General features: G+C 71.8%; 14 protein-coding genes and 1 pseudogene. 6 read left to right on the top strand and 9 right to left on the bottom strand.

What is annotated here, in order from left to right; genetic code table 11:
- Nucleotides 1-57: 57 nt before the first annotated feature.
- Nucleotides 58-2,211, bottom strand: coding sequence for a S9 family peptidase (locus tag EES43_RS19610; protein WP_124269904.1), 2,154 nt, complete (start codon nucleotides 2,209-2,211; stop codon nucleotides 58-60).
- A 136-nt stretch (nucleotides 2,212-2,347) separates the two neighbouring features.
- On the opposite strand from EES43_RS19610, the gene EES43_RS19615 reads away from it, so the two are divergent.
- A complete protein-coding gene (locus EES43_RS19615; protein ID WP_124269905.1) occupies nucleotides 2,348-2,890 on the top strand; it encodes a GNAT family N-acetyltransferase in 543 nt (180 codons plus the stop codon).
- Nucleotides 2,891-2,949: 59 nt separating this feature from the next.
- On the opposite strand, the gene EES43_RS19620 is transcribed toward EES43_RS19615, so the two are convergent.
- Nucleotides 2,950-3,798 (bottom strand): SDR family oxidoreductase, encoded by an 849-nt coding sequence (locus EES43_RS19620; RefSeq protein ID WP_124269906.1) that lies wholly within the window; start codon nucleotides 3,796-3,798, stop codon nucleotides 2,950-2,952.
- A 63-nt stretch (nucleotides 3,799-3,861) separates the two neighbouring features.
- Between EES43_RS19620 and EES43_RS19625 the strand changes: the two genes are divergently transcribed.
- Entirely contained in the window at nucleotides 3,862-4,257 is a 396-nt protein-coding gene (locus EES43_RS19625; RefSeq protein ID WP_124269907.1) for a winged helix-turn-helix transcriptional regulator, read from the top strand.
- A gap of 119 nt (nucleotides 4,258-4,376) precedes the next feature.
- Nucleotides 4,377-7,286, top strand: a complete 2,910-nt coding sequence (locus EES43_RS19630) for a phosphatidylinositol-specific phospholipase C domain-containing protein (RefSeq protein WP_124269908.1) — start codon at nucleotides 4,377-4,379, stop codon at nucleotides 7,284-7,286.
- A gap of 101 nt (nucleotides 7,287-7,387) precedes the next feature.
- Here the strand turns inward: EES43_RS19630 and EES43_RS19635 are convergent, their stop codons facing one another.
- From EES43_RS19635 to EES43_RS19655, 5 genes are all read right to left on the bottom strand, one after another.
- Nucleotides 7,388-8,857 carry a glucoamylase family protein gene (locus EES43_RS19635; RefSeq protein ID WP_124269909.1) on the bottom strand — a complete coding sequence of 490 codons (1,470 nt, stop codon included), beginning with the start codon at nucleotides 8,855-8,857 and terminating at the stop codon, nucleotides 7,388-7,390.
- Nucleotides 8,858-9,060: 203 nt separating this feature from the next.
- Nucleotides 9,061-10,272 (bottom strand): glycoside hydrolase family 1 protein, encoded by a 1,212-nt coding sequence (locus EES43_RS19640; protein ID WP_124269910.1) that lies wholly within the window; start codon nucleotides 10,270-10,272, stop codon nucleotides 9,061-9,063.
- Nucleotides 10,273-10,439: 167 nt separating this feature from the next.
- The gene (locus tag EES43_RS19645; RefSeq protein ID WP_124269911.1) at nucleotides 10,440-11,306 is read right to left on the bottom strand and encodes a carbohydrate ABC transporter permease; all 867 of its coding nucleotides are present in this window, start codon (nucleotides 11,304-11,306) and stop codon (nucleotides 10,440-10,442) included.
- The gene (locus tag EES43_RS19650; RefSeq protein WP_124269912.1) at nucleotides 11,303-12,307 is read right to left on the bottom strand and encodes a carbohydrate ABC transporter permease; all 1,005 of its coding nucleotides are present in this window, start codon (nucleotides 12,305-12,307) and stop codon (nucleotides 11,303-11,305) included. Before EES43_RS19650 ends, EES43_RS19645 begins: the two co-directional genes overlap by 4 nt.
- Before the next feature lie 2 nt (nucleotides 12,308-12,309).
- Nucleotides 12,310-13,557: a sugar ABC transporter substrate-binding protein gene (locus EES43_RS19655; RefSeq protein WP_124272071.1), complete on the bottom strand. Its 1,248-nt coding sequence runs from the start codon at nucleotides 13,555-13,557 to the stop codon at nucleotides 12,310-12,312.
- 389 nt (nucleotides 13,558-13,946) lie between these two features.
- Here EES43_RS19655 and EES43_RS19660 point away from each other — a divergent pair.
- Nucleotides 13,947-14,384 (top strand): annotated as a pseudogene (locus EES43_RS19660) (acetylxylan esterase); the annotation flags it as partial.
- 62 nt (nucleotides 14,385-14,446) lie between these two features.
- On the opposite strand, the gene EES43_RS19665 reads toward EES43_RS19660, so the two are convergent.
- The gene (locus tag EES43_RS19665) at nucleotides 14,447-15,517 is read right to left on the bottom strand and encodes a LacI family DNA-binding transcriptional regulator (RefSeq protein WP_124269913.1); all 1,071 of its coding nucleotides are present in this window, start codon (nucleotides 15,515-15,517) and stop codon (nucleotides 14,447-14,449) included.
- A 296-nt stretch (nucleotides 15,518-15,813) separates the two neighbouring features.
- The gene (locus tag EES43_RS19670; protein WP_124269914.1) at nucleotides 15,814-16,728 is read right to left on the bottom strand and encodes an NmrA/HSCARG family protein; all 915 of its coding nucleotides are present in this window, start codon (nucleotides 16,726-16,728) and stop codon (nucleotides 15,814-15,816) included.
- A gap of 206 nt (nucleotides 16,729-16,934) precedes the next feature.
- On the opposite strand from EES43_RS19670, the gene EES43_RS19675 reads away from it, so the two are divergent.
- Nucleotides 16,935-17,297 (top strand): MerR family transcriptional regulator, encoded by a 363-nt coding sequence (locus EES43_RS19675; protein ID WP_124269915.1) that lies wholly within the window; start codon nucleotides 16,935-16,937, stop codon nucleotides 17,295-17,297.
- A 397-nt stretch (nucleotides 17,298-17,694) separates the two neighbouring features.
- Entirely contained in the window at nucleotides 17,695-20,208 is a 2,514-nt protein-coding gene (locus EES43_RS19680; RefSeq protein WP_124269916.1) for an ABC transporter family substrate-binding protein, read from the top strand.
- Nucleotides 20,209-20,359: the final 151 nt, after the last annotated feature.

A 20,359-nucleotide genomic window follows, 5' to 3' on the forward strand; every position in this document is an offset into this window, starting at 1 on the left:
CCGCACGGAACATCCTCCGTGCGGCGGGCCGCTCGTCTGCCACGACCGGGCCGGGCCTCAGGTGGCGGCCCTGGCGGGCGGGCCGCCCAGGTGCCTCTGGAAGAACTCCAGTTGGTGCCCCTGGAGTCGGGCGAACGTGTCGTCGGTCGGTGCGGCATGCGTCATCCCGCTCAGCGGCAGTACCTCGTGCGGTCTGCCGGCGGCCAGCAGGGCGGCGGACAGCCGCAGCGTGCCCGCTGCGAAGACGTTGTCGTCCGCCAGTCCGTGGACGAGCAGCAGCGGACGGCTGAGCTGCGGAGCGTCGGCGAGCAGGGAGGACGCCTCGTAGTGCTCCGGGTACCGGTCGGGCGGACCGAGAAAACGCTCCTTCCAGCAGGCGTCGTAGAGACGCTGGTCGGTGAGCGGGGCGCCGGCCACCGCCGCGTGGAAGACGTCCGGGCGGCGCATCACCGCGGCGGCGGCCAGCGTCCCGCTGAACGACCAGCCGCGGATGCCGACCCGGCCGAGATCCAGCTCCGGGCGGCGCTCGGCGGTCGCGCGCAGCGCGGCGACCTGGTCGGCCAGGGGCGGGCCGATCAGGTCGCCGAAGACCTCCTTCTCCCAGCGCGGTCCGCGTCCGGGCGTGCCCGCGCCGTCCGTCACCAGCACCGCGAAGCCCTGCTCGGCGAACCACTGCGAGACGAAGGCGTGACTGCTCTGCTCGGCCATCACCTTCTGCATCGCGGGACCGCCGTACGGGTCGACCAGTACCGGCAGCGGTGCGTCGCCGGGCCGGTGCCAGGACGGCAGGAAGAGGTGCGTGCGCAGTTCGCGCGGCCCGACGGCGGCGGACTCGACGCGCAGTCGCAGCAGGGGCCGCTGGGCGTACGAGGTGATCGCGACGGGCGCGGGGCGGTCCGGCCGAGATCGGCCGTCCTCGGCCGGACGGTGCACGGTGGTGCGCGAGCCCGGCAGGTCCAGCGTGCGCACGGTGTGCACCAGGGTGCCGCCGCGGAGAACGCCCGCGTGCACGCCCGGCTGCCCGGTCAGCCTGCGTATGCCCCGGCCCGGGTGGTACGTCCACAGGTGGCGCTCGGTGGGCTCCGAAGCGGCCACGAAGGACACCGTCTCGCCATCCACCGCCAGCACTTCGTGCAGTTGCAGGCCGTCCGGCGTGACCGGCGTGCCGCCGACGCTCAGGTGCCGGGTCTCGTCCCGGTCCAGGCAGTCGACCAGCAGGCCGGTGGCCGTGCGCGCGGGCACCCCGGGCACCAGCAGCTCCACCCAGCGCTCGTCGTGCCGCTCGGCCAGCAGGCTGGTCGTGCCGTCCGCCGGGTCGACGGCCAGCAGCCGGAGCGTGCGCTGGTCGCGGCTGAGCACGGCGGCGTACGGGCCGTGGCCGTCCCAGCCGGCCGCGGGCAGGTACTCGAAGCCGGCGCGGTCCCAGCGGACCTCGGAGAGGCCGCCCGCCAGGTCGGCGATCCAGAGCGTGACCTCGGCGTTGGCGGTACCGACCTGCGGGTAGCGCATGGTGCGCGGCGGCTGGGCGGGGTCGGCCGGATCGGAGAGGTACCAGAGCCGGACCGCCCGGTTGTCGGCCCGGGTGGTCAGCAGCCGTTCCCCGTCCGGCGCCCACCAGAACGCCCGGTGGCGGCCCATCGACTCGCTCGCCACGTGTTCCGGCAGGCCGAAGAAGACGTCCGGACCCTCCGCGGGCTCGGGCGCGGCCACCGCTCGGTCGCCGCTGCCGTCGGCGCGGATCACCCGGAGCGCGCCGCCGGAGACGTAGGCGATGTGCCGTCCGTCCGGGGCGGGGCGCGGGTCCACCACCGGGTGCCGGGCGGGCAGCTTCCGGAGCGCGCCGGAGCCGGTGTCCACCGCCCACAGCTGTCCGGAGAGCGCGAAAGCGGCCAGCCGGGCGGCGGTGTCGGTGGCGTAGTCGGTGATTCCGGAGGTCTGCTGCCGGGCACGCTCGCGCCGGACGCGCTCCTCCTCCGGAACGGCGTCGGCCGCGCCGCCGAGCAGTTCGGCCGGGTCGGCCAGCAGCCTCTCCGCGCCGGTCGCCGGGTCGAACGCCCAGAGGCAGCCGACCGGGTCGTCCCCGGCCCGGCTCCGCAGGAAGAGGACGGTGCCGCCGTCCGGCGTCACGGTGAAACGGGCGGGTGCGCCGAGGGTGAAGCGGCGGGTGCGGGTGAGTTGGCGAGGAAGGGCAGGAGGAGTTGGAGTCGACATGTCCCACACCGTGCCACTCGTTCGACGCGGGCGGGCCCTGTGCCGCTCGGTTCCACCGCCGGGCCACCGGCGTCGTTCCGCCACCTCACCCGTAATCCGATTGCCGTCACCGAGCCCGGTCCGCTAGGAAGCTGGCATGTTGAGAGACGGCAAGGTCGGGCTCAGGGCCCGGCGCGAGGAAGACGTTCCCGCCCTGCGGGACGAGCTCTACAACGACGTGGTCACCTCCGCGCGGGCCGACGGCCGGGCGTGGCGGCCGATCCCGCCCGGTTCGAAGGACCCGCGGCTCGTGGTGGGCGACGCGGAGGACGGCAGCGTCCCGTTCTCCGTGGTGGAACTGGAGGGGGGTGCGCTGGTCGGTTCCGCGGTGCTGTGGGGCATCGACCACCACAACCGCTCCGCGCACATCGGTCTCGGACTGCTGCCGTCCGCCCGGGGCAAGGGCTACGGCACGGACGTGGTCGCCGCGCTGTGCCAGTACGGTTTCGCCGTGCGCGGCCTGAACCGGCTCCAGATCGAGACGCTGTCGGACAACACCGCCATGCTGCGTTCCGCCGAGCGCAACGGGTTCGTCCGGGAGGGTGTGCTGCGGTCCTCGGCGTGGGTGCTGGGCGAGTTCCTCGACGACGTACTGCTCGGGCTGCTCGTCGAGGACTGGAAGCCGCGGCAGGAGCCGTAGCACTGTGAGCGCCGTCACGGTTCCCGCCCCGGCGGGGCGGAAACCGTCTTCGGGCGGTGTCAGAGGCCGATGTCGGCCAGCCACTGTGCCGGGGTGCGGGGCGAGACGCCCAGCAGCTTCTGCGCGGACCGGTCGGCGTCGACGGTGAACTCGGGGAGCGTGCCCAGGAACCCGTAGAAGCCCGCGACGCCGGTCGCGGCCTGCTCGCCGAAGAGCGGGGCGATCGCCGTGCCGAAGTCGGCGGGCTCCATCGCCTCGTACGCCACCGGTCGGCCGAGCCGCCCGGCGAACGCCTCCGCCAGCTGCGGGCCCGTGACGGCCGGGTCCTGGCCGATCGCGACGGTGCCCGTGATCCCGGTCTGCTCGAAGAGCGCGGCCACGACGTCGGCCACGTCCAGGTGGGAGGACCAGGCGACGGGGAAGTCGGGCCTCAGCGGATAGCGCAGCACACCGGTCTCTCGGGTGGTGCCGAGCACCGGCGGCAGCAGCAGGTTCTCCATGTAGAGGCGCGGCGCGACCACCGCGTAGGAGACCCCGGACTCCTCCAGGCCGGCCACCAGCGCGCCCAGGGCGTTGCCGGCGGGGTCCTGGAGGCCGGAGTCGTCCCCGCTGGTGGAGACGATCACACGGCCCGGACGGGTCTCCCGGACGGCGGCGACCACGTTGGCCGCGTGCCGGCGGCGGTCCTCCTCCGAGGCCATCGGCAGGTGGACGAAGACGCCCTGCGCGCCGCGGTAGGCCGCGGTCAGCTGTTCGAGGGAGGAGTAGTCGGTCGCGACCACCCGCGCGCCGGGCACGACGGCGGAGGCGTTGCGGGTGAGGGCGGTCACGGACTTGCCGGCGGCGGCGAGGGCGGCGGCGACGGGGGCTCCCTGGGCGCCGGTGGCGCCGTGGATCACGTAGGTCATGAGCCCATTAGTGCATGAGGTGACCTAGTTACATCAACTGCACCAATGGGTTAGGCTCCAAAAATGACGACGGAATATCCCGAGAAGCTGCCCGAGTGCGGCGTCGCCCGCTTTCTCGTCCTCCTCGGAGGCCCCTGGGCCACGCTCATCGTGCGCGAGCTGCTGCCGGGGCCGCGCCGCTTCACCGAGCTGCGGGACGCCCTGCCGGGCATCAGCCCGCACACGCTCACCCGCCGCCTGCGCCAGTTCCAGGCCAGCGGCATCGTCGTCCGCACCGCGTACGCGGAGATCCCTCCCCGGGTCGAGTACCGGCTGACCCCGTCGGGCGAGGGGCTGCGGGACGTACTGGAGTCGATGGCGGGCTGGGCGCTGGCCGTACCGGACCCGGCCGACGGCGCCCCGCCGATGTGCGAGCAGAGAGAAGAACGGCGCAATTCGCTCTCCCCGCAGGGGAATTAGCGGGCGGAATCCAGTGATCGTGTGCACCCTGGCGGGCTGGGCGTCGTGGGGCGCTGCCAGACTCTGAGCGTCCCATCCGGTGGCCGCGTCTCGCGTGGCCCATCTCTGACAGGGTGCGCATGCCCAGGTTACGTTTCCGGCTCTCCTCACCTTCCTCCATAAGACCGGCCCGTGCGACGAGATCCGTACGGCGGCGCGGCAGGACCCTCATCGGAGCCGGGCTCGCCCTGTTCCTCTCCGCCTCGGGCGTCGTGCTGACCGCCGGTCCGGCGCAGGCGGACGACAACTACAAGAGCATCACCAGCGCGTCCCCGGCCAACGCCGACTGGATGTCGAGGATCGCGGACGGCACCAGCCTGTCCTGGCTCTCGGTGCCCGGCACGCACGACAGCATCTCGCTCTGCGGTGAGATGGACCCCGAGACCGAGACGTGCGCGGGTCCCATCGACAGCCTCACCCGGACCCAGGAGAACCACGGGTTCAGCGCGAAGACGCTGACCACCCAGTACCGCGCCGGAATCCGCGCCCTGGACATCCGGGTGCGGGTCGACAAGGGCGACAAGGGCCTCGGGTTCACCATCCACCACGGCGCCGCCTACCAGTACGCGAACTTCACCGACGTCCTGAACGTGACCCGCGACTTCCTGCGTGACAAGCCCGACGAGACGGTGCTGCTCCAGCTCAAGGCCGAGTGCGAGGGCAAGATCCCGTCCTGCAAGGACGCCGACGGTTTCGGCACCGACGAGTGGCGCAAGAAGGTCCTGGACTCGTACCTGGACGGCCGCACCTACACCGGGAAGGGCGACGGGAGCACCCCGGCCACCGCCTGGCGCGACCTGTTCTGGGGACCCTCGGTGACCGGGAAGGGCCAGCGGGACACCGCGCCGACGCTCGGCGAGGTGCGCGGCAAGATCGTCCTCATGGGCTTCCGGGCCCCGAACGGCGGCATCTACGACGGCTACGGCATCAAGCAGCCGTACCCGGCGAACGGCATGAACGAGGAGTACGTCCAGGACGACTTCGAGGTGTCCACCATCTCCGACATCGCCGGCAAGTGGGAGAAGGTGCGGGCACACCTGCGCAGGACCAACGGCACCTGGGACTCCTCGCGGCCCGGTGAGAAGGAGTACCCGTACAAGCCGGGCGCGCTGTACGTGAACTACGCCAGCGGCAGCAGCGGCTTGGTCCACCCCTACACCGTCGCGGGCGGTACGCCCACGGCGACCGGCGTGAACGAGTTCCTGGGCCAGTGCCTGCGCGACCAGAAGGACCGCTGTCCGGAGTTCCACCCCGACCGGGGCGAGAAGTTCGGCGGACGGTCCACCTGGGACCGGCTGGGCGTGATCATGATGGACTTCCCCGGCGGGCGGCTCATCGACGACATCATCGCCCGCAACCAGAACAGCGGCGGCACCTACCTGGTGATGGTCGTCGGCGACTCCATGAGCCAGGGGCTGGAGGGCGATTACACCTGGCGCTACCGGCTGTGGCAGTGGTTCCGCGACCAGCGGATAGCCGTCGACTTCGTCGGCCCGTACACCGGAACGCAGCCCCCGACCGCCCCGACCGCACCCCAGCCGCCCCGCCTCCAGGGCGAGGCCGCACCGCCCGAGGGGCCGCCCCGCACGTCGGGCGGCTACGCCAGGGACGCCGGGGAGTTCGACAGCGACCACTTCGCGGTCTGGGGACGGCAGGCCGCCCAGGACAAGTCCCTGATCAAGGCGCAGGTCGAGAAGTACCAGCCGGACCTGCTGCTCGTCGGGCTGGGGTTCAACGACATGGGCTGGTTCGTCAGCGACGCCTCCGGCACCCTCGCCAGCATGAAGACGCTGGTCGACGAAGCCCGCGCCGCCCAGCCGAGACTCAAGTTCGCCCTGGCCAACGTCCCGCAGCGGACGAAGATCGGCGGCCGTGACGACCTCATCACCAAAACCGACACGTACAACAAGATGCTGGCCGACGCCATCCCCGCGTGGAGCACCGGCACCTCTCCGGTGAAGCTCGTCGACTGGCGCGGCTCCTACCGCTGCGCGCCCGACGCCTGCCCCGCCGCCTACGACGGGCTGCACCCGAACGCCCTGGGCGAGCACCAGATCGCCAACGCCTACATGACCACACTGCACAAGGAGTTCGGCCTGGGCGGCTCGGTCCCGGACGTCCCCGCGAGCGCGCCGAACCGCTCGGCCCCCACGCCGGGCAACGTCAATGCCACCTCGGCGGAAAGCGGCATCGTCGTCACTTGGGACCCGGTCTACGGGGCGTACGGCTACGAAGTCCGCTCCCGCCTGGCCGGCTCCCCCGTCTGGAACCCGCCGTCCCGCATCTCCGCCAACCGCTTCGACACGAACTGGGTGGTCGACGGCCAGGAATGGGAGTACCAGGTCCGCACCAACGGCGGCGACGGAGTCGAAGGAGCCTGGTCGGGCATCAAGAAGGCCACCGCGCACCCCAAGACCGCGGCCGGACCCGTCGGCATCGTCACCCGCCCCACGGCGACCGGAGTCGAGTTCGCCTGGGGCGCGCCGACCGGTCCGTACACCGACACCATCGACCGTTACGCCGTCCTCGCGTACGACCTCGACACGCCGGGCGCGTTCGTCGACACCGCCGGTACGCGTGAGAAGTCGTTCCGCTTCGACAACCTGAAGCCCGGACACCGCTACTCCCTGGCCGTGCAGACCTGGAACAAGGCGGGAGGCGGCCTGCCCGCCGTCGGCCGACCCGTCGTCGTCGGCGCGGGCACCCCGCCGACGCCGACGGGCCTGAAGGTGACGTCCACCGACGCGACGACCGTCGAGCTGAACTGGACCGGCTCCAAGGCCGCCGCCGGCTACCGGGTCTGGACCCGCAACATCAACAACGGCAGCCAGTCCACCGCCACCGAGTGGATCGTCCAGGACCCGAGCCACACCGTCGCGTACCTGTTCCCGGGCGTGTGGAACTACGAGTTCTGCGTGACCGCCGTCAACGGCGCACTGGAATCGGGCAAGTCCTCCTGCGTGGTGGCCCCGAGGCCCGCCGGCAGCTGAACACCGTACGTCCGGTGTGCCGCGGGCGGCTCCGCAGCCGTCCGCGGCACACCGGGCCGCCGGCCGGGGCCCGCGCTGACGGGTCCCGGCCGACCGCGCCCTCAGAGGGAGAAGCGTTCCTTCGCCAGCAGCGGGCGCACCCGCGAGCGGAAACCGCCCGTGCGGAACGGGCGCTGGAGCAGCCCCGGGCGCAGCTCCTGGGCCAGCGCGGCGGCGATCATGCCCTGGTCGAGTGCGAGCATGAAGTCGCTGACCCGGCCGGTGGAGACGTTCACCGAGTCCCGGAAGCCGTACCCCTCCTCGTACGCGCCGAAGTCCCGCTCCAGGGCCCGCAGGTTGGCCACCGCCTCGCGCCGGGCGTACGGCAGGGCGAGGAACGAGGCGTGCGGGGTGACGACCCCGTTGGTGAAGGCGGACGGCGGCGGCAGCGGCGCGCCGTCGGTGGTGTGCGTGCGGTCGGTGTTGGAGGCGTAGCCGTCCACCTGCATGCCGAGCGCGTCGACGCCGTACTCCTGGTAGCCGCCCTCGGGCACGTTGGCCGGCGAGAAGCCCCAGTAGCCGTAGCGCGCCTCCAGCATCCCGTGCTCGATCTGGCCGCGCACGAAGCGGCTGTGGGTGAGGCCCCAGGAGCGCGGCGACCACTCCGGCTCCGGCACGAACAGCGGTGCCATCAGCGCCTCGAACATCGAACCGCCCCAGGTCGGGACGACCTTGCGGCCCCGGTGGGTGTAGTGCCCGTTCCACACCCGTACGCCGTCGACCGTGACGTGGCCGCCGCCGGGACGCTGCTCCTGCTCGTGCTCGGGCAGCATCGTGCGCAGCAGGCGCCAGTAGTGCTCGCCGGGCAGCGAGCCGTCCGCGATGCCGAGGTAACTGGCCATGCGGGGCTCGGTGTTCAGCGCGCCGTAGTGGTGCGCGGTGGGCTCCCCGGTGTCGGTCCAGACCCCGCCGCGCAACTGGCCGGGGCCCGCGACCGGATCGGCCGGGTCGTAGGGCGTGTAGTAGTACGACCAGTCGGCGGTGTCCAGGATGCGCCCGATGCGTCCGCGCAGCGACGGCGCGGCGTCGGCGGCGATCCGCAGCCCCGTCACCAGCCAGGCGTTGTCGACCGAGGAGAGGAACGGGCGGACCGGGTCGCCGGTGTCCGGCCACGTCGTCAGCACCGAACCGTCGTGCGCGTCGTACCAGTTGAGCCAGAAGCCGTGGTGGCGCTCCAGCTTCTCGACGGCGGCGACCGTACGCCGCAGCGCGGTGAGCATGGCGCTCTCGCCGATCACGCCGAGCCCGGCGGCGGCGACGGTCGACCAGAGGCCGCAGCCGATGTTGGTGGGCGAGGTCTGGCGCGAGGGCACGGGGGCTCCGGAGCCGCTGAGGTCGATCTTGTCGGCGGCGAGACCGAAGTCGGTCGTCATCGCCTCGATCGAGCGGTACGTGTCGCGGAACCACTGGTCGAGGAGGTGCGGGTCGGCCGCGCGGCGGGGCGGCGCGGCGGAGGCGGAGGTGGTGGCGGCTCCCAGGGACAGGGCGGCGGCCCCGGTTCCTGCGGCGGCGAGAAACGTGCGACGGTCCATCGGTCCGGCTCCCGGTGGCAGAGGGGAAGAGGGAAGGGAAGGGATGTCGTGGCGTTGTGCTGCGGGTGCTGCGGGTGCTGCGGGTGCTGCGGGTGCTGAGTCGTCCCGCGGCGGGCGGCGCGGGGGCCGGCGGTCGTCAGGTGCCGCCGGCCCCCGCACCGGAGGGAGCCGTCAGGTGGCTCCCCGATCAGGGGCGCCGGGGATCAGTCGGCGAGGCGCGGGAGTTCGCGCGTGCGGCCGAGCGAGCCGAGCCACTGGGCGGAGGGGCGGGCGGTGCGCTCGAAGGTCTGCCGGTCGACGGCGATCAGGCCGAACGTCGGCCGGTAGGAGCCCCACTCGTAGTTGTCCAGGGCGCTCCACGCCAGGTATCCCCGGACGTCGACGCCGTCCGCGATCGCGCTCGCGACCTCGTTCAGGGCACCGGCGTAGTAGTCCGCACGGCGGCTGTCGTCGGCGGTGGCGATGCCGTTCTCCGTGACGATCAACGGCACGTCGCCGACGACCCGGGCCGTGTGGCGCAGCGCCTGGCCGACCGCCGAGGGGTAGTACTCCCACTGGGTCAGGGTGCGCTCGACGTCGTCGGCGGCCGGGATCGGTCCGTCCGGGCCGATCCGGGTGCGGGTGTAGGACTGCACGCCGATCCAGTCGTCGCCGCGCGCCGCCTCGATGAAGACGTCCTCGCGCGGGTGGCGGTAGGCGGCGGTCACGTCCTCGGCGCCGGGCAGCGCCTGGTAGACCTGGTTGGCGATGGTCCAGCCGACCTGGATGCCCGCGTCCAGGGCGCGGACCTCCTTGACGGCGGCGTGGTGGGCCGCGATCACGGCCTGTGTGGTCTCGTCGTCCGGGGTGGGCAGCCCGGCGGGCGGGAAGCCGATGTCGCCGCGCTTGGCCTGCTCGGCCATGACGGCGATCATGTTCGGCTCGTTGATCGTGCAGACGTGGCTCACGCCCTCGGAGATCACCGGCGCGCAGGCCGCGACGTACCGGGCGAACAGCTCGGTGGCGCCCTCGGCGGTCCAGCCGCCGCGCGCCTCGAACCACTGCGGCACGGTGAAGTGGTGCAGCGTCACCATCGGGCGCAGGCCGCGCTCGATCGCGCCCTCGACCATCCGTCGGTAGTGGGCGAGTTCGGCGCGCGAGAAGCGGCCTTCGGCCGGCTCGATGCGGGCCCACTCGATGGAGAACCGGTAGTCGGTGAAGCCGAGCGAGGCGAGCAGGTCCATGTCCTCGGGCCAGCGGTGGTAGCTGTCGCAGGCGTCCAGGCTCGGCTCCTGGATATGGGTGCCGGTCGAGTGCTCCTTGACCCACCAGTCGCTGTTGGTGTTGTTGCCCTCGATCTGGTGGGCGGCCGTGGAGGCGCCCCACAGGAAGCCTTCGGGGAACGGGACCGGCGCCGGGGCAGGGGTGAGCGTCATGGCGAAGTGTCCTTCTGGTGCGTTGCGTTGGCGGGGTGTGGCCGCGGTCGGGGTGGGGCGCGGCCCCGGCCCCGTACGGGAGTCCGGCGGTGCGGGGGAGGCGGTGAGCGTGCGCGGGAGGCGGTGCGCTTGAGGCCGTGCGGGGGAGGCGGTGCGCGGGAGGCGGTCTACTTCATGCCCGCCGTGGCGACGCCCTGGGTGAAGTGCCGCTGGAGGGCGATGAAGAGGACCAGCACCGGCAGCACGACCAGGAACGCCCCGGCCATCAGCATTCCGTTGGAGCCGCCGGCCTTGTTCGGGTCGGTGGCGAAGGTCGCCAGGGCGACCGGAAGGGTGTACTTGTCGGGGTCGTTGGTCGCGATCAGCGGCCAGACGAAGTTGTTCCACGATCCCAGGAACGTGAAGATCGACAGGGTGGCGAGGGCGGGCTTCACCAGCGGCATGACGATCCGCCAGAAGATGTACCACTCGCCGGCGCCGTCCATCCGGGCCGCTTCCAGCAGCTCGTCCGGGATCGACTGCATGAACTGCCGCATCAGGAAGACCCCGAAGGCCCCGGCGGCGAACGGCAGGACCAGACCCGCGTAACTGTCGATCAGCTGGAGCTTGCTCATCAGGACGAAGAGCGGCAGCAGCATCAGGTTGCCGGGCACCATCAGCGCGCCGAGCACCAGGCCGAAGATCTTGTTCCGGCCGACGAAGTTCAGCTTGGCCAGCGCGTAGCCGAGCATCGAGCAGAAGACCAGGTTCGAGACGGTCACCAGGACCGCCACGATCACCGAGTTCATGAAGTACAGCGGCAGGTCCAGCTTGTCGAGCAGCTGCCGGAAGTTCTCCAGGGTCCACTCCGTCGGAATCCACACCGGTGGGCTCGCGGACAGCTCGCTCTGCGTCTTGAAGGCGGACAGACCCATCCAGAGGAAGGGCGCCGACATGATCAGCAGACCGAGGGAGAGCAGGAAGTGGACGAGGGGGCGCGAGGCGCTCCGCTTCTTCAGGGTGCGGGCCGGTGCGTCGCCGCTGTCGGCGCTCATTTCGTGTTGTCCTTCAGCAGTCGGAGCTGGAGCACCGTGATGCCCATGATCACCACGAACAGGACGTACGCCATGGCGCTCGCGTAGCCCATGTGGAAGAAGTTGAACCCTTCGCGGTACATGTTCAGCGAGACGGTGAGGGTCGAGTCGGACGGTCCGCCCTGCGTCATCACGAACGGCTCCTCGAACACGTTGAGGTAGCCGATGGTGGTGATCACCGCGGCGTACAGGAGGGTCGGCCGCAGGAGCGGCACGGTGATGCCCCGGAACTCCTGCCAGACGCTCGCGCCGTCGAGCTTCGCCGCCTCCCGCACCTCGGTGGGGATGGCCTGGAGGCCCGCGATGAAGAGCACCATGACCGTGCCGACGTTGCGCCAGACGGCCATCGCGATCAACGAGGGCATCGCGAGCGCCTCGGAGCCGAGGAAGTCCGGTGAGGTGAGGCCCACTTCGGAGAGGAGACCGGAGATCAGACCGTCGCTCGGGTCCAGCACGAAGCGCCAGACGACGGCGACCGCGACGATGGTGGTCACCACCGGGGCGTAGAAGCCGACCCGGAAGAACGTCCGCGCCCGGTCGATGCCGTTGTTCAGCAGGACGGCGACGACCAGCCCGATCCCGATGGTCAGCGGGACGCCGACGACCACGAAGTACCCGGTGTTGAAGAGGGACGTGAGGAACTTCTCGTCGCCGAACAGCTTGACGTAGTTCTCGAACCCGATGAACTCCGCCTCCCACGGCCGGGTCACGTTGCGCAGCCCGAAGTCCGTGAAGCTCATCACCAGCGTGGCGATGATCGGGAACGCCATGAAGACGGTGAACAGGACGAGGAACGGGGTGGAGAACAGCCAGCCCGCCGCGTTCTGCACGCCCATCGGCTTCTGCTTCCGCGCGCCGCCCCGGCGGCCCCGGGGCTCGGCTGCGGCGTCCGGGAGCGGGGTGCGTCCCGGACCGGCCGGCGCCGGGGCCGGCTCTGCGGTCTTTCCGGTCGTGGTGCTCATGGCTACTGCTTCACGAGGCCTTCGATCTCGGACTGCGCCGTCTTCAGCGCGTCCTCGGCGGACGCCTTGCCCTGCGTCACCTTCGCGACGGCCTGGTCGACCTTGTCGGTGATCTCGGTCAGCTGGGGCAGGGAGGGAGAGGACTTGGCGGTGTCCATCTGCTTCTTGAAGATCTGGAGGTCGGCGTCGTCGGCGAGCGTGCCGGACTCCCACGCCGAGGTGTTGGCGGGCAGGTCCTTGGTGCGCTCGTACCAGTCGGCCTGGCCCTCGGTGTCGGTGAGGTACTTGATGAACTCGGTGGCCGCGGCCTTGTGCTCGCTGTCCTTGGAGATCACCAGGGAGGAGCCGCCCGCCATGGAGGTCGAGGAGGCGTCCGCCGGGACGTTCGCGATGGCCCACTTGCCCTTGAGCTGCGGCTGCCCCTCGTCGATGAGGGTCACGTGCCAGGGGCCGCCGAAGAACATCGGGACCCGGCCGTTGCCGAAGTCCTTCACCACGTCGTAGCCGGGCGGCACGGACTTGTCGGCGAGGCCCTTGTCGAAGTACGTGCCGTACTCCTTGAGCGCCTTGACGGCCGCCGGGCTGTCGATGACGGCCCGGCCCTCGGCGTCGATGATCTCGCCGCCCGCCGAGTACAGGAAGGGGTAGAAGTTCTGGACGGTGTCCAGGCCGCTCGGCTGGATCGACAGCCCCCACTTCGTCCCTGCCTTCTCCTGGTACGCGGTGGCGAGGTCCCGCAGCTCCTGCCAGGTGGCCGGGGCCTTGTCGACGCCGGCCTTCTCGGCGAGGTCGGTGCGGTAGTAGAGGACCCGGGTGTCGACGTACCACGGCACGCCGTAGGCGGTGCCGTCCACCTCGCCCTGGTTCCAGCCGGCCGGGAAGAAGTTCTTCTTGTCGAACGCCTTGGTGTCGACCGGCTCCAGCACGCCCAGTTCGGAGAACTCGCCCAGGTAGCTCCCGCCCATCTGCGCCACGTCGGGCATCGTGCCGGCCGCGGCGGCGGAGACGAGCTTCTGGTGGGCGACGTCCCAGCCGACCGGGGTCACCTTCACGGTGATGTTCGGGTTGGCCTTCTCGTAGACCTTCGCCACCTCCGCGAGCTTCTCGCCCTCGGCCCCCATCGCCCACACGGTGAGCGTCTGCTTCTCGTCCGCCGCGACGTCGTCACCGCCGGAGGAGCCGCAGGCGGAGAGGGTGGCGGCGAGCGCGACCGCGAGGCCGGCGGGGGCTGTTCTGGCTGTGCGGGACATGCGGGACATGGAGGGCTCCTCCTTGAGCAATCCGGATGTATGCGCTGCCTGTAAGCGCATACATCACTTTGCGCCAGGCGTTCCGGAATCCGCAAGAGGGTGCTGGGTCACACTCGTGCAACGCGTTCGACATGTCGGCGCCTTGTGGTGACGCCTTGCCGGGGCCCTTGTCAGGACGCCTCGGAAAGACCCTTTGTCGTGATGCCGTGCCCGTTGAACGTTAAGTGCCCTGTTTGGCGAAGAACAGATGATGTGACCGATTCGTGGCGTCGGCCCGTGCGGGACACCCCCTTACGCTCGCGGGCATGGTTGCGACCGCACCCGACCTCCCGCCCGCCGACGCCTCCTCATGCGTCCACGGCTTCCCGTTCGGCTCCGTCTCACGCTTCGTGCACGACTTCCCGTTCGATCCCGCCTGTGGGAGCCCCGCACCGGACGAACTGCTGGGCATCGCCGCGCCCTCGGCCCGCGAGGACGTCGACGCGTTCTGGCGGAGCCGGTACGAACGGGCCCGCCGGGTGGCCGTGAGGCCCGAGGTCGGGCCGGTGGAGGAGGAGCGCGACGGGGTGCGCGTCCGGCCGGTGACGTACTCCTCCGTGGGCGGCGTCCGGCCGGGCGGCCGGCTGGTGCTGCCGGCCGACCGGCCGGTGCGGTACGGATTCGTCGTCGGGCACGGCTACGGCGGTCGCCGCGAACCCGGCCCGGACGTCCCGCTGCCGCTGCCCGGGGCCGCCGCGATCCTGCCGTGCGTACGGGGGATGGGGGAGCGTGGCCGCGTAGCGGGCGTCCCGGAACAGGCCGACGAGCACGTGCCGCACGGCATCGGCTTCGTGGCGGCAGCCGCTGCTCGTGTCCGCCGCCACCGCTCGTATCGGTGGCCGGTCGGAGGTCAGCCGCAGCCGCAGCTCGCGCGGCGCGTCACCGAGACCGGCAGCTCCAGCGAGACCGGCGGCCGGCCCGGATCAGCCAGTCGCTGCACCAGCAACTCCACCGCCTGCTCGCCCAGTTGACGAATGGGCTGGCGGACCGTCGTCAGCGGCGGGCGGACGATCCGGCTGAGCGGGATGCCGTCGAACCCGGTCACCGCGATGTCCTCGGGCACCCGTACCCCGCGCCGCTCCAGGGCCTGGAGCGCCCCCACCGCCATCTGGTCGTTGACGAACAGCATCGCGTCCGGCCGCGGCAGCCCGGCCGCCTCGGCACGGTCCAGCAGCGCACCCGCCGCCCGCGCGCCCTCGGCCTGCGTCAGCGTGCCGGTGCGCAGCTCGGGGAGGGAGGGGACCGGAAGCCCGGCGTCGCGGCACGCCTCCTGGAAACCCTGGAACCGCGCGCGGGCGTCCGGCGAGTCGTCCTCGCCGCCGACGAACGCGAGCCGGCGCAGCCCGTGGTCCTCGACGAGGTGGCGGGTCAACGCGCGCTCGCCGTCGGCGTTGGCCACCACGATGTGGTCCAGGTGGTCGATCTCGCGCGGCCCGGCGAGCATCACCACCGGCAGCCGGCGCGATATCACCTCCAGATCCTCCGTCGGCACGGTCTGCGCCAGTACGGCGAAACCGTCGACCCGCCCCGCCACCTTGGCGACCAGGCTCTCCGGCCCGCCGTCCAGCGAGGCGGCGATGAGCAGCGCGTAACCGTGCCGGCGGGCCGCCCGTTCCATGCCGCGGATGATCTGGTCGGAGTAGAGCATGACGGCCTGGTCGTCGTCCGCGTCACCGGCCGCCGCCCCCGTCTCGGCGTCCGGGTCCGCGTAGTCGGGGAAGCACAGGCCCAGCACCCCGGTGGTGCGGCTGGCCAGGCCCCGCGCGCTGCCGCTCGGCACGTAACCCAGCTCGCGCGCCGCCGCCAGGACCCGCTCGCGGGTCTGGGCGCGGACCGAGTCCGGGTTGCGGTAGACCCGCGAGACCGTGGCAATGGAGACGCCCGACCGCTCGGCGACGTCGTACACCGTGGGGGCGCTCACTCGACCGTCCGTCCGCTTCTTCGTCCGCGGCGCCGCGCCTGGCGCGTGCGCTGCTCCCGTTCCGGCCGGTCTAACGGCCGCTGGAGCCGCCCCGGCCGCTTCTCCGTGCTGATGGTGCTGATGCCGTTTCCTCCGGCTCGTGAAAGCGCATTCACCCTAGATCCTGGGCCACGGGAGGGGCAAGGCGGCACGATGCGGCGCGCCTGCGCGCGGGCGGAACGTGGCTCGTTCTCGTACGGTCACGGCCTGATCCGCAGGTGGCGAGCACGATGCGGGCGCCTCCCGGCCGGCCTCGCTCAGCGCGGAGCGAGGCCCGCGTCCGGGGAACGCAGCGCCTCATCGAGGAGACCCGCGCCAGGGCCGGCCAGCCAGCGTTCGAAGCGCAGCAGGAAGGGGAACGCCGCGCGCAACACGTCGAGGTTCGCGCTTCCCGCCAGCCTGCCGTCGTCGACGAGTGCCGCCACCTTGCCGAGGACCTCGTCCTGTGACAGCAGCGCCGTCGGCAGGCGGCTGTAGCTGATCGGCCGGCCGGCGGCCCGGGTCAGATGCTCCGCCAGGGCCCTGCCGGTGAGCGCGTCACCGGCGATCTCCATCGTGCGGCCGGCGTAGCGACCGGGCGAGCCGAAGACGGCGGCGACGATGCGGCCGATGTCGCGTACCGCGATGAAGCGCATGGTCTGGTCGGGACGCATCAGGAAGGACAGGTGTCCCCGGTCGAGGCCCGTTCCGGGGGTGAGGAGGAGTTCCATGAACGTGGCCGGCCGAATGATGGTGCCGACGACGTCCAGGCTCCGGACATGGGCCTCGACACGGTTCTTGGTGTCGAGATGGTCGACGCCCGTCGTCGAGCCCGCGGTGACCGCCGAGCTGTAGACGAGGTGGGCGACCCCGCAGCGCTCGGCGATGTCGGCCACCGCCGTGCCGAAGCGGACCTCGTCCTCGTCGGTCACGCCGGAGCCGGCCTGGCCGGAGTTCGGCTGGACACTGAAGACGCCGTGGGCGCCGGAGAAGGCCGTGCGGAGCGACCGCGGATCACCGAGGTCGCCGCGGACGGTTTCGACGCCGGCGGCGGAGAGGGACCGGGCCCGGTGGCCGGACGGGTCCCGCACGACCGCGCGCACCGCCCAGCCGTCCGCCCGCAGCGCCGCGGCGACCGATCCTCCCTGCTGCCCCGTGGCGCCCAGGACGACGACGGTCCTGACGTCGCTCATGCCGACCACGCCGCGCTCTCGGTGATCACGGCCGCGTTCCTGATGAACATCGCTGATCCTTCCTGGGCTACGGAGACGTGAGTTGGAGCAGGCCGTCGGTCCGTGCGGACGTCCGCAGGGGATGGCTCGCGCCGGTGGCCGCTACGCTAAAACCTGACGCCCACGTCAGGTGCAAGCCGGACGCGGGATCGAGGCGGGAGGCCGGGTTGCGCATCGGGGAAGTCGCGGCGAAGGCGGGCGTCAGCGTCAGGGCGCTGCGCTACTACGAGCAGCAGGACCTGCTGCACTCCACCCGCAATCCGGGTGGCCAGCGCCGGTACCCGGCCGGTGCCGTCGAACGGGTCAGGTTGATCCAACACCTCTACTCCATGGGCCTGCCCAGCAGAACCGTCCGCGAGGTGCTGCCGTTCGCCGAATCCGGTGAGCGGCCACCCGAACTGGTGGAGCTGCTCGCGGCCGAACGCGACCGCCTCGACCGCCAGATGACGGAGCTGCGGGAGGTGCGCGACAGGCTGCACGACTGCATCACCGAGGCGCGCGATCGCGACGGGACGGGAATTCCGTCCTGAGGCGGGGCAGGGCGGGCCGAGCGGGCAGGTGACACGGTCGGCGTCTGCTGGGGCGTGTCCGGGGAGTCACCCTGCTCCCTCCTCCCTCGTCCCTGCTCCCTGCTCCCTGAGCCGCGGGCGGTCGGACCGAGGGTGACGCGCGGCAGGTCGACGCGGTGGCGCAGGCGGGGCGGCACGACCTGGCGGAGGGTGCTCCGGTTGCCCGGCTGAGACCGAAACGTTCCTCCGGCCGGGTGAGCTTGCGGCTCCCGCCCGCCGTGTCTGCGCCCCCTCTCGCGAGGGGGCGCTTTCAGTGGGTGGACGTCATCAGTGTGATCAACTGCAAATGCCACCAAACAAGCACTTTCCGGCCATTCCGGTACGGGGTGGTCCGGGCCCGGCCCCGGAGGTATCAGCCATGTCCCACGTCGGCGTCCCGCGCGGGACGGCACGAAAGCGTCGCTCGATCGCGCTCCTCACGACAGGAGTGCTCACCATCCCCGTGCTCGCGGGATGCAGCTCCGGCTCCGAGGAGACGTCCCGGGGAGTCCCCCAGGACATCGCCTTCGCCACCCGGGACGTGGTCGCCGACGGGTCGACGGTGAACTGGGCGGTCGACGCGATGCCCACCACGTTCAACGCCTTCCAGGCCGACGCCGACAGCGCCACCACGCGGATCACCGGGGCCCTGCTTCCCACGCTCTTCCCGATGGACGCGACCGGCCGGCCGAAGCTCAACCCGGACTACCTGGAGTCCGCGAAGGTCATCGAGCGCGAGCCGAAGCAGGTCGTGCTCTACAAGCTCAACCAGCAGGCCGTGTGGAGCGACGGACGGGAGATCGGGGCCCCCGACTTCGTCGCCCAGTGGCGGGCGCTGAGCGGCAAGGACTCCGCCTACTGGACCGCACGCAACGCCGGATACGAGCGCATCGAGAAGATCGAACGCGGCGCGGACGACCTCCAGGTCAGGGTCACGTTCTCGAAGCCGTACGCGGACTGGCGCTCGCTCTTCTCCCCGCTCTACCCCAAGGAGGTCACCGGCTCGCCGGCGACCTTCAACGACGGCGCGCGCACCACGCTGAAGAACACCGCCGGACCCTTCCGGCTGAGCGCGGTGAGCAAGTCCGACGGCACCGTCACCCTGGTCCGCGACCCGCGCTGGTGGGGCGACAAGGCCAAGCTCGACAAGCTCGTCTTCCGGGCGGTCGAGCCCGCCCGGCGCACCGACGCGCTGGCCGACGGCACCGTGGACGTCGCCGACATCGACCCGGCCACCGCCGACCGGATCGCCCTCGCCCTACGCGACAAGGGGTCGAACGGGCAGCCGCTCACGCACGGCCCCGGAGCCGGCATCACCCCCGCCGCCGCGCTGCGCTCCTGGGCGCTGGCGAACGGCTCCGACGAGGAGCAGGCGGAGATCGCGCAGGCCGCGCGGGAGAAGAACACCAAGGCGATCGCCGTGTACGGGGCGGAGCAGAAGGCCCTGCGCGCCTACACCGTGCGCAAGTCCCTGGAGCCCGCCTACACCCAGCTCGCCCTGAACGGGGAGACCGGCCCGCTCGCGGACGACCGGGTGCGACGGGCGGTGGCGCGCGCCCTGGACCGCCAGGAGCTGGCCGAGGCCGTGCTCCGGCCGCTCGGGCTGCCCGCGAAGCCGATCGGCAGCCACCTCGCCCTCGCCGGACAGCCCGGCTACCACGACGGCAGCGGGGCGCTCGGCGACCAGAACACCGAGGAGGCCCAGGCGCTGCTGGCCGACGCCGGGTGGACCAGGGGCGGAGCGGCCGAGAAGCCGAAGGACACCAAGGCGGGCAGCGAGGCGGAGAAGAAGAAGGGCGAGGACGCCGCCGAGGGCGCGGGGGCGGAGTCCGAGAAGGACGCCGAGAAGAAGGCGGACTCGGAGGGGAAGACGGCCGAGCAGGGGGAGGGGAGCGCCGGGAAGGACGAGAAGGAGAAGAAGGACGAGAAGGCGGAGAAGAAGACCGAGGGGGAGAGCGAAGCCTCCGAGGACTCCGCCGCCTCCCGCAAGGAGGGCCTCTACATCGTCGGGGACGACGGCAAGGCCGACGACGGCAAGCCCGGCGACGCCCTCGCCCCAGCGCGGGCGGCCCACGCCCAGCGCGTCGAGCTCCTGCGCCAGGCCGGTCTCATCGGGGCCGACTCCCCGGCCGACGAAGCGCCCTCGCGCGTCAGCGCCCGGGACAACCAGGGCAACGCCCAGGACAACCACGTCAACGCCCAGGACAACCACGTCAACGCCCAGGACAACCGCGTCAGCGCCCAGGACAAGCAGCCCGGCGGCCCGGCGGGCGCGTACGCCCCGGCCGGCACCGCGGCCCCCGCTCCCGCGTCGGTCAAGGGCCCGCTCGGCAAGGAGGGCAAGACGCTGACCCTGCGCTTCGTCCTCCCGTCCGGGCCCGGCTCCCAGTCGCTGCGCGCCGTCGGCGACCGGATCGCGGCGATGCTGGACTCGATCGGGGTCGGCACGGAGATCACCAAGGTGCCCGACGAGAGCTACTTCAAGGACCACATCGCCTCCGGCGACTACGACCTGGCGCTCTACTCCTGGCCCGCCACCGCCTACCCGGCCACCGACGGCCGGCCGATCTACGCGAAGCCGGAGCCGGCCACCGACGGATCGCTGCTGGTCGAGCAGAACTACACCCGGGTCGGCACCGACCACATCGACCAGCTCTTCGACCAGGCGGTCTCCGAACTGGACGAGAAGGCGGCACGGGAGCTGATGAAGCAGGCGGACGCACGGATCTGGGCGGCTGCCGGATCGATTCCGCTCTTCCAACGCCCGCAGCTCGTCGCCGTCGACAAGAAGCTCGCCAACGTAGGGGCCTTCGGCTTCGCCGCCCCCCGCTACCAGGACATCGGCTTCAAGAACCGGCAAGCGGCAGGTTCCCCCGCGAACCGGAAGAAGTAGCAGGTCAAGAGCAGGCCGGGAGGCTTCGAAGCTCAGATGCTGCTCAAGAACCTTGCCCGTCGGCATATGCGGCGGGCAAGGTTGTCCCTGCCACGACCGGGCCCTCCGCCGCTTCCGCGCCCCACCCCACGGCCCCCCACCCCACGGCCCT

Source organism: Streptomyces sp. ADI96-02, assembly GCF_003846185.1.
Taxonomy (GTDB): domain Bacteria; phylum Actinomycetota; class Actinomycetes; order Streptomycetales; family Streptomycetaceae; genus Streptomyces.

Excerpts from the sequence above, each read along its gene's own strand:
- EES43_RS19610 (WP_124269904.1), bottom strand. The coding sequence starts at position 2,211 with ATGTCGACTCCAACTCCTCCTGCCCTTCCTCGCCAACTCACCCGCACC.
- EES43_RS19615 (WP_124269905.1), top strand. The coding sequence starts at position 2,348 with ATGTTGAGAGACGGCAAGGTCGGGCTCAGGGCCCGGCGCGAGGAAGAC.
- EES43_RS19620 (WP_124269906.1), bottom strand. The coding sequence starts at position 3,798 with ATGACCTACGTGATCCACGGCGCCACCGGCGCCCAGGGAGCCCCCGTC.
- EES43_RS19625 (WP_124269907.1), top strand. The coding sequence starts at position 3,862 with ATGACGACGGAATATCCCGAGAAGCTGCCCGAGTGCGGCGTCGCCCGC.
- EES43_RS19630 (WP_124269908.1), top strand. The coding sequence starts at position 4,377 with ATGCCCAGGTTACGTTTCCGGCTCTCCTCACCTTCCTCCATAAGACCG.
- EES43_RS19635 (WP_124269909.1), bottom strand. The coding sequence starts at position 8,857 with ATGGACCGTCGCACGTTTCTCGCCGCCGCAGGAACCGGGGCCGCCGCC.
- EES43_RS19640 (WP_124269910.1), bottom strand. The coding sequence starts at position 10,272 with ATGACGCTCACCCCTGCCCCGGCGCCGGTCCCGTTCCCCGAAGGCTTC.
- EES43_RS19645 (WP_124269911.1), bottom strand. The coding sequence starts at position 11,306 with ATGAGCGCCGACAGCGGCGACGCACCGGCCCGCACCCTGAAGAAGCGG.
- EES43_RS19650 (WP_124269912.1), bottom strand. The coding sequence starts at position 12,307 with ATGAGCACCACGACCGGAAAGACCGCAGAGCCGGCCCCGGCGCCGGCC.
- EES43_RS19655 (WP_124272071.1), bottom strand. The coding sequence starts at position 13,557 with ATGTCCCGCACAGCCAGAACAGCCCCCGCCGGCCTCGCGGTCGCGCTC.
- EES43_RS19670 (WP_124269914.1), bottom strand. The coding sequence starts at position 16,728 with ATGAGCGACGTCAGGACCGTCGTCGTCCTGGGCGCCACGGGGCAGCAG.
- EES43_RS19680 (WP_124269916.1), top strand. The coding sequence starts at position 17,695 with ATGTCCCACGTCGGCGTCCCGCGCGGGACGGCACGAAAGCGTCGCTCG.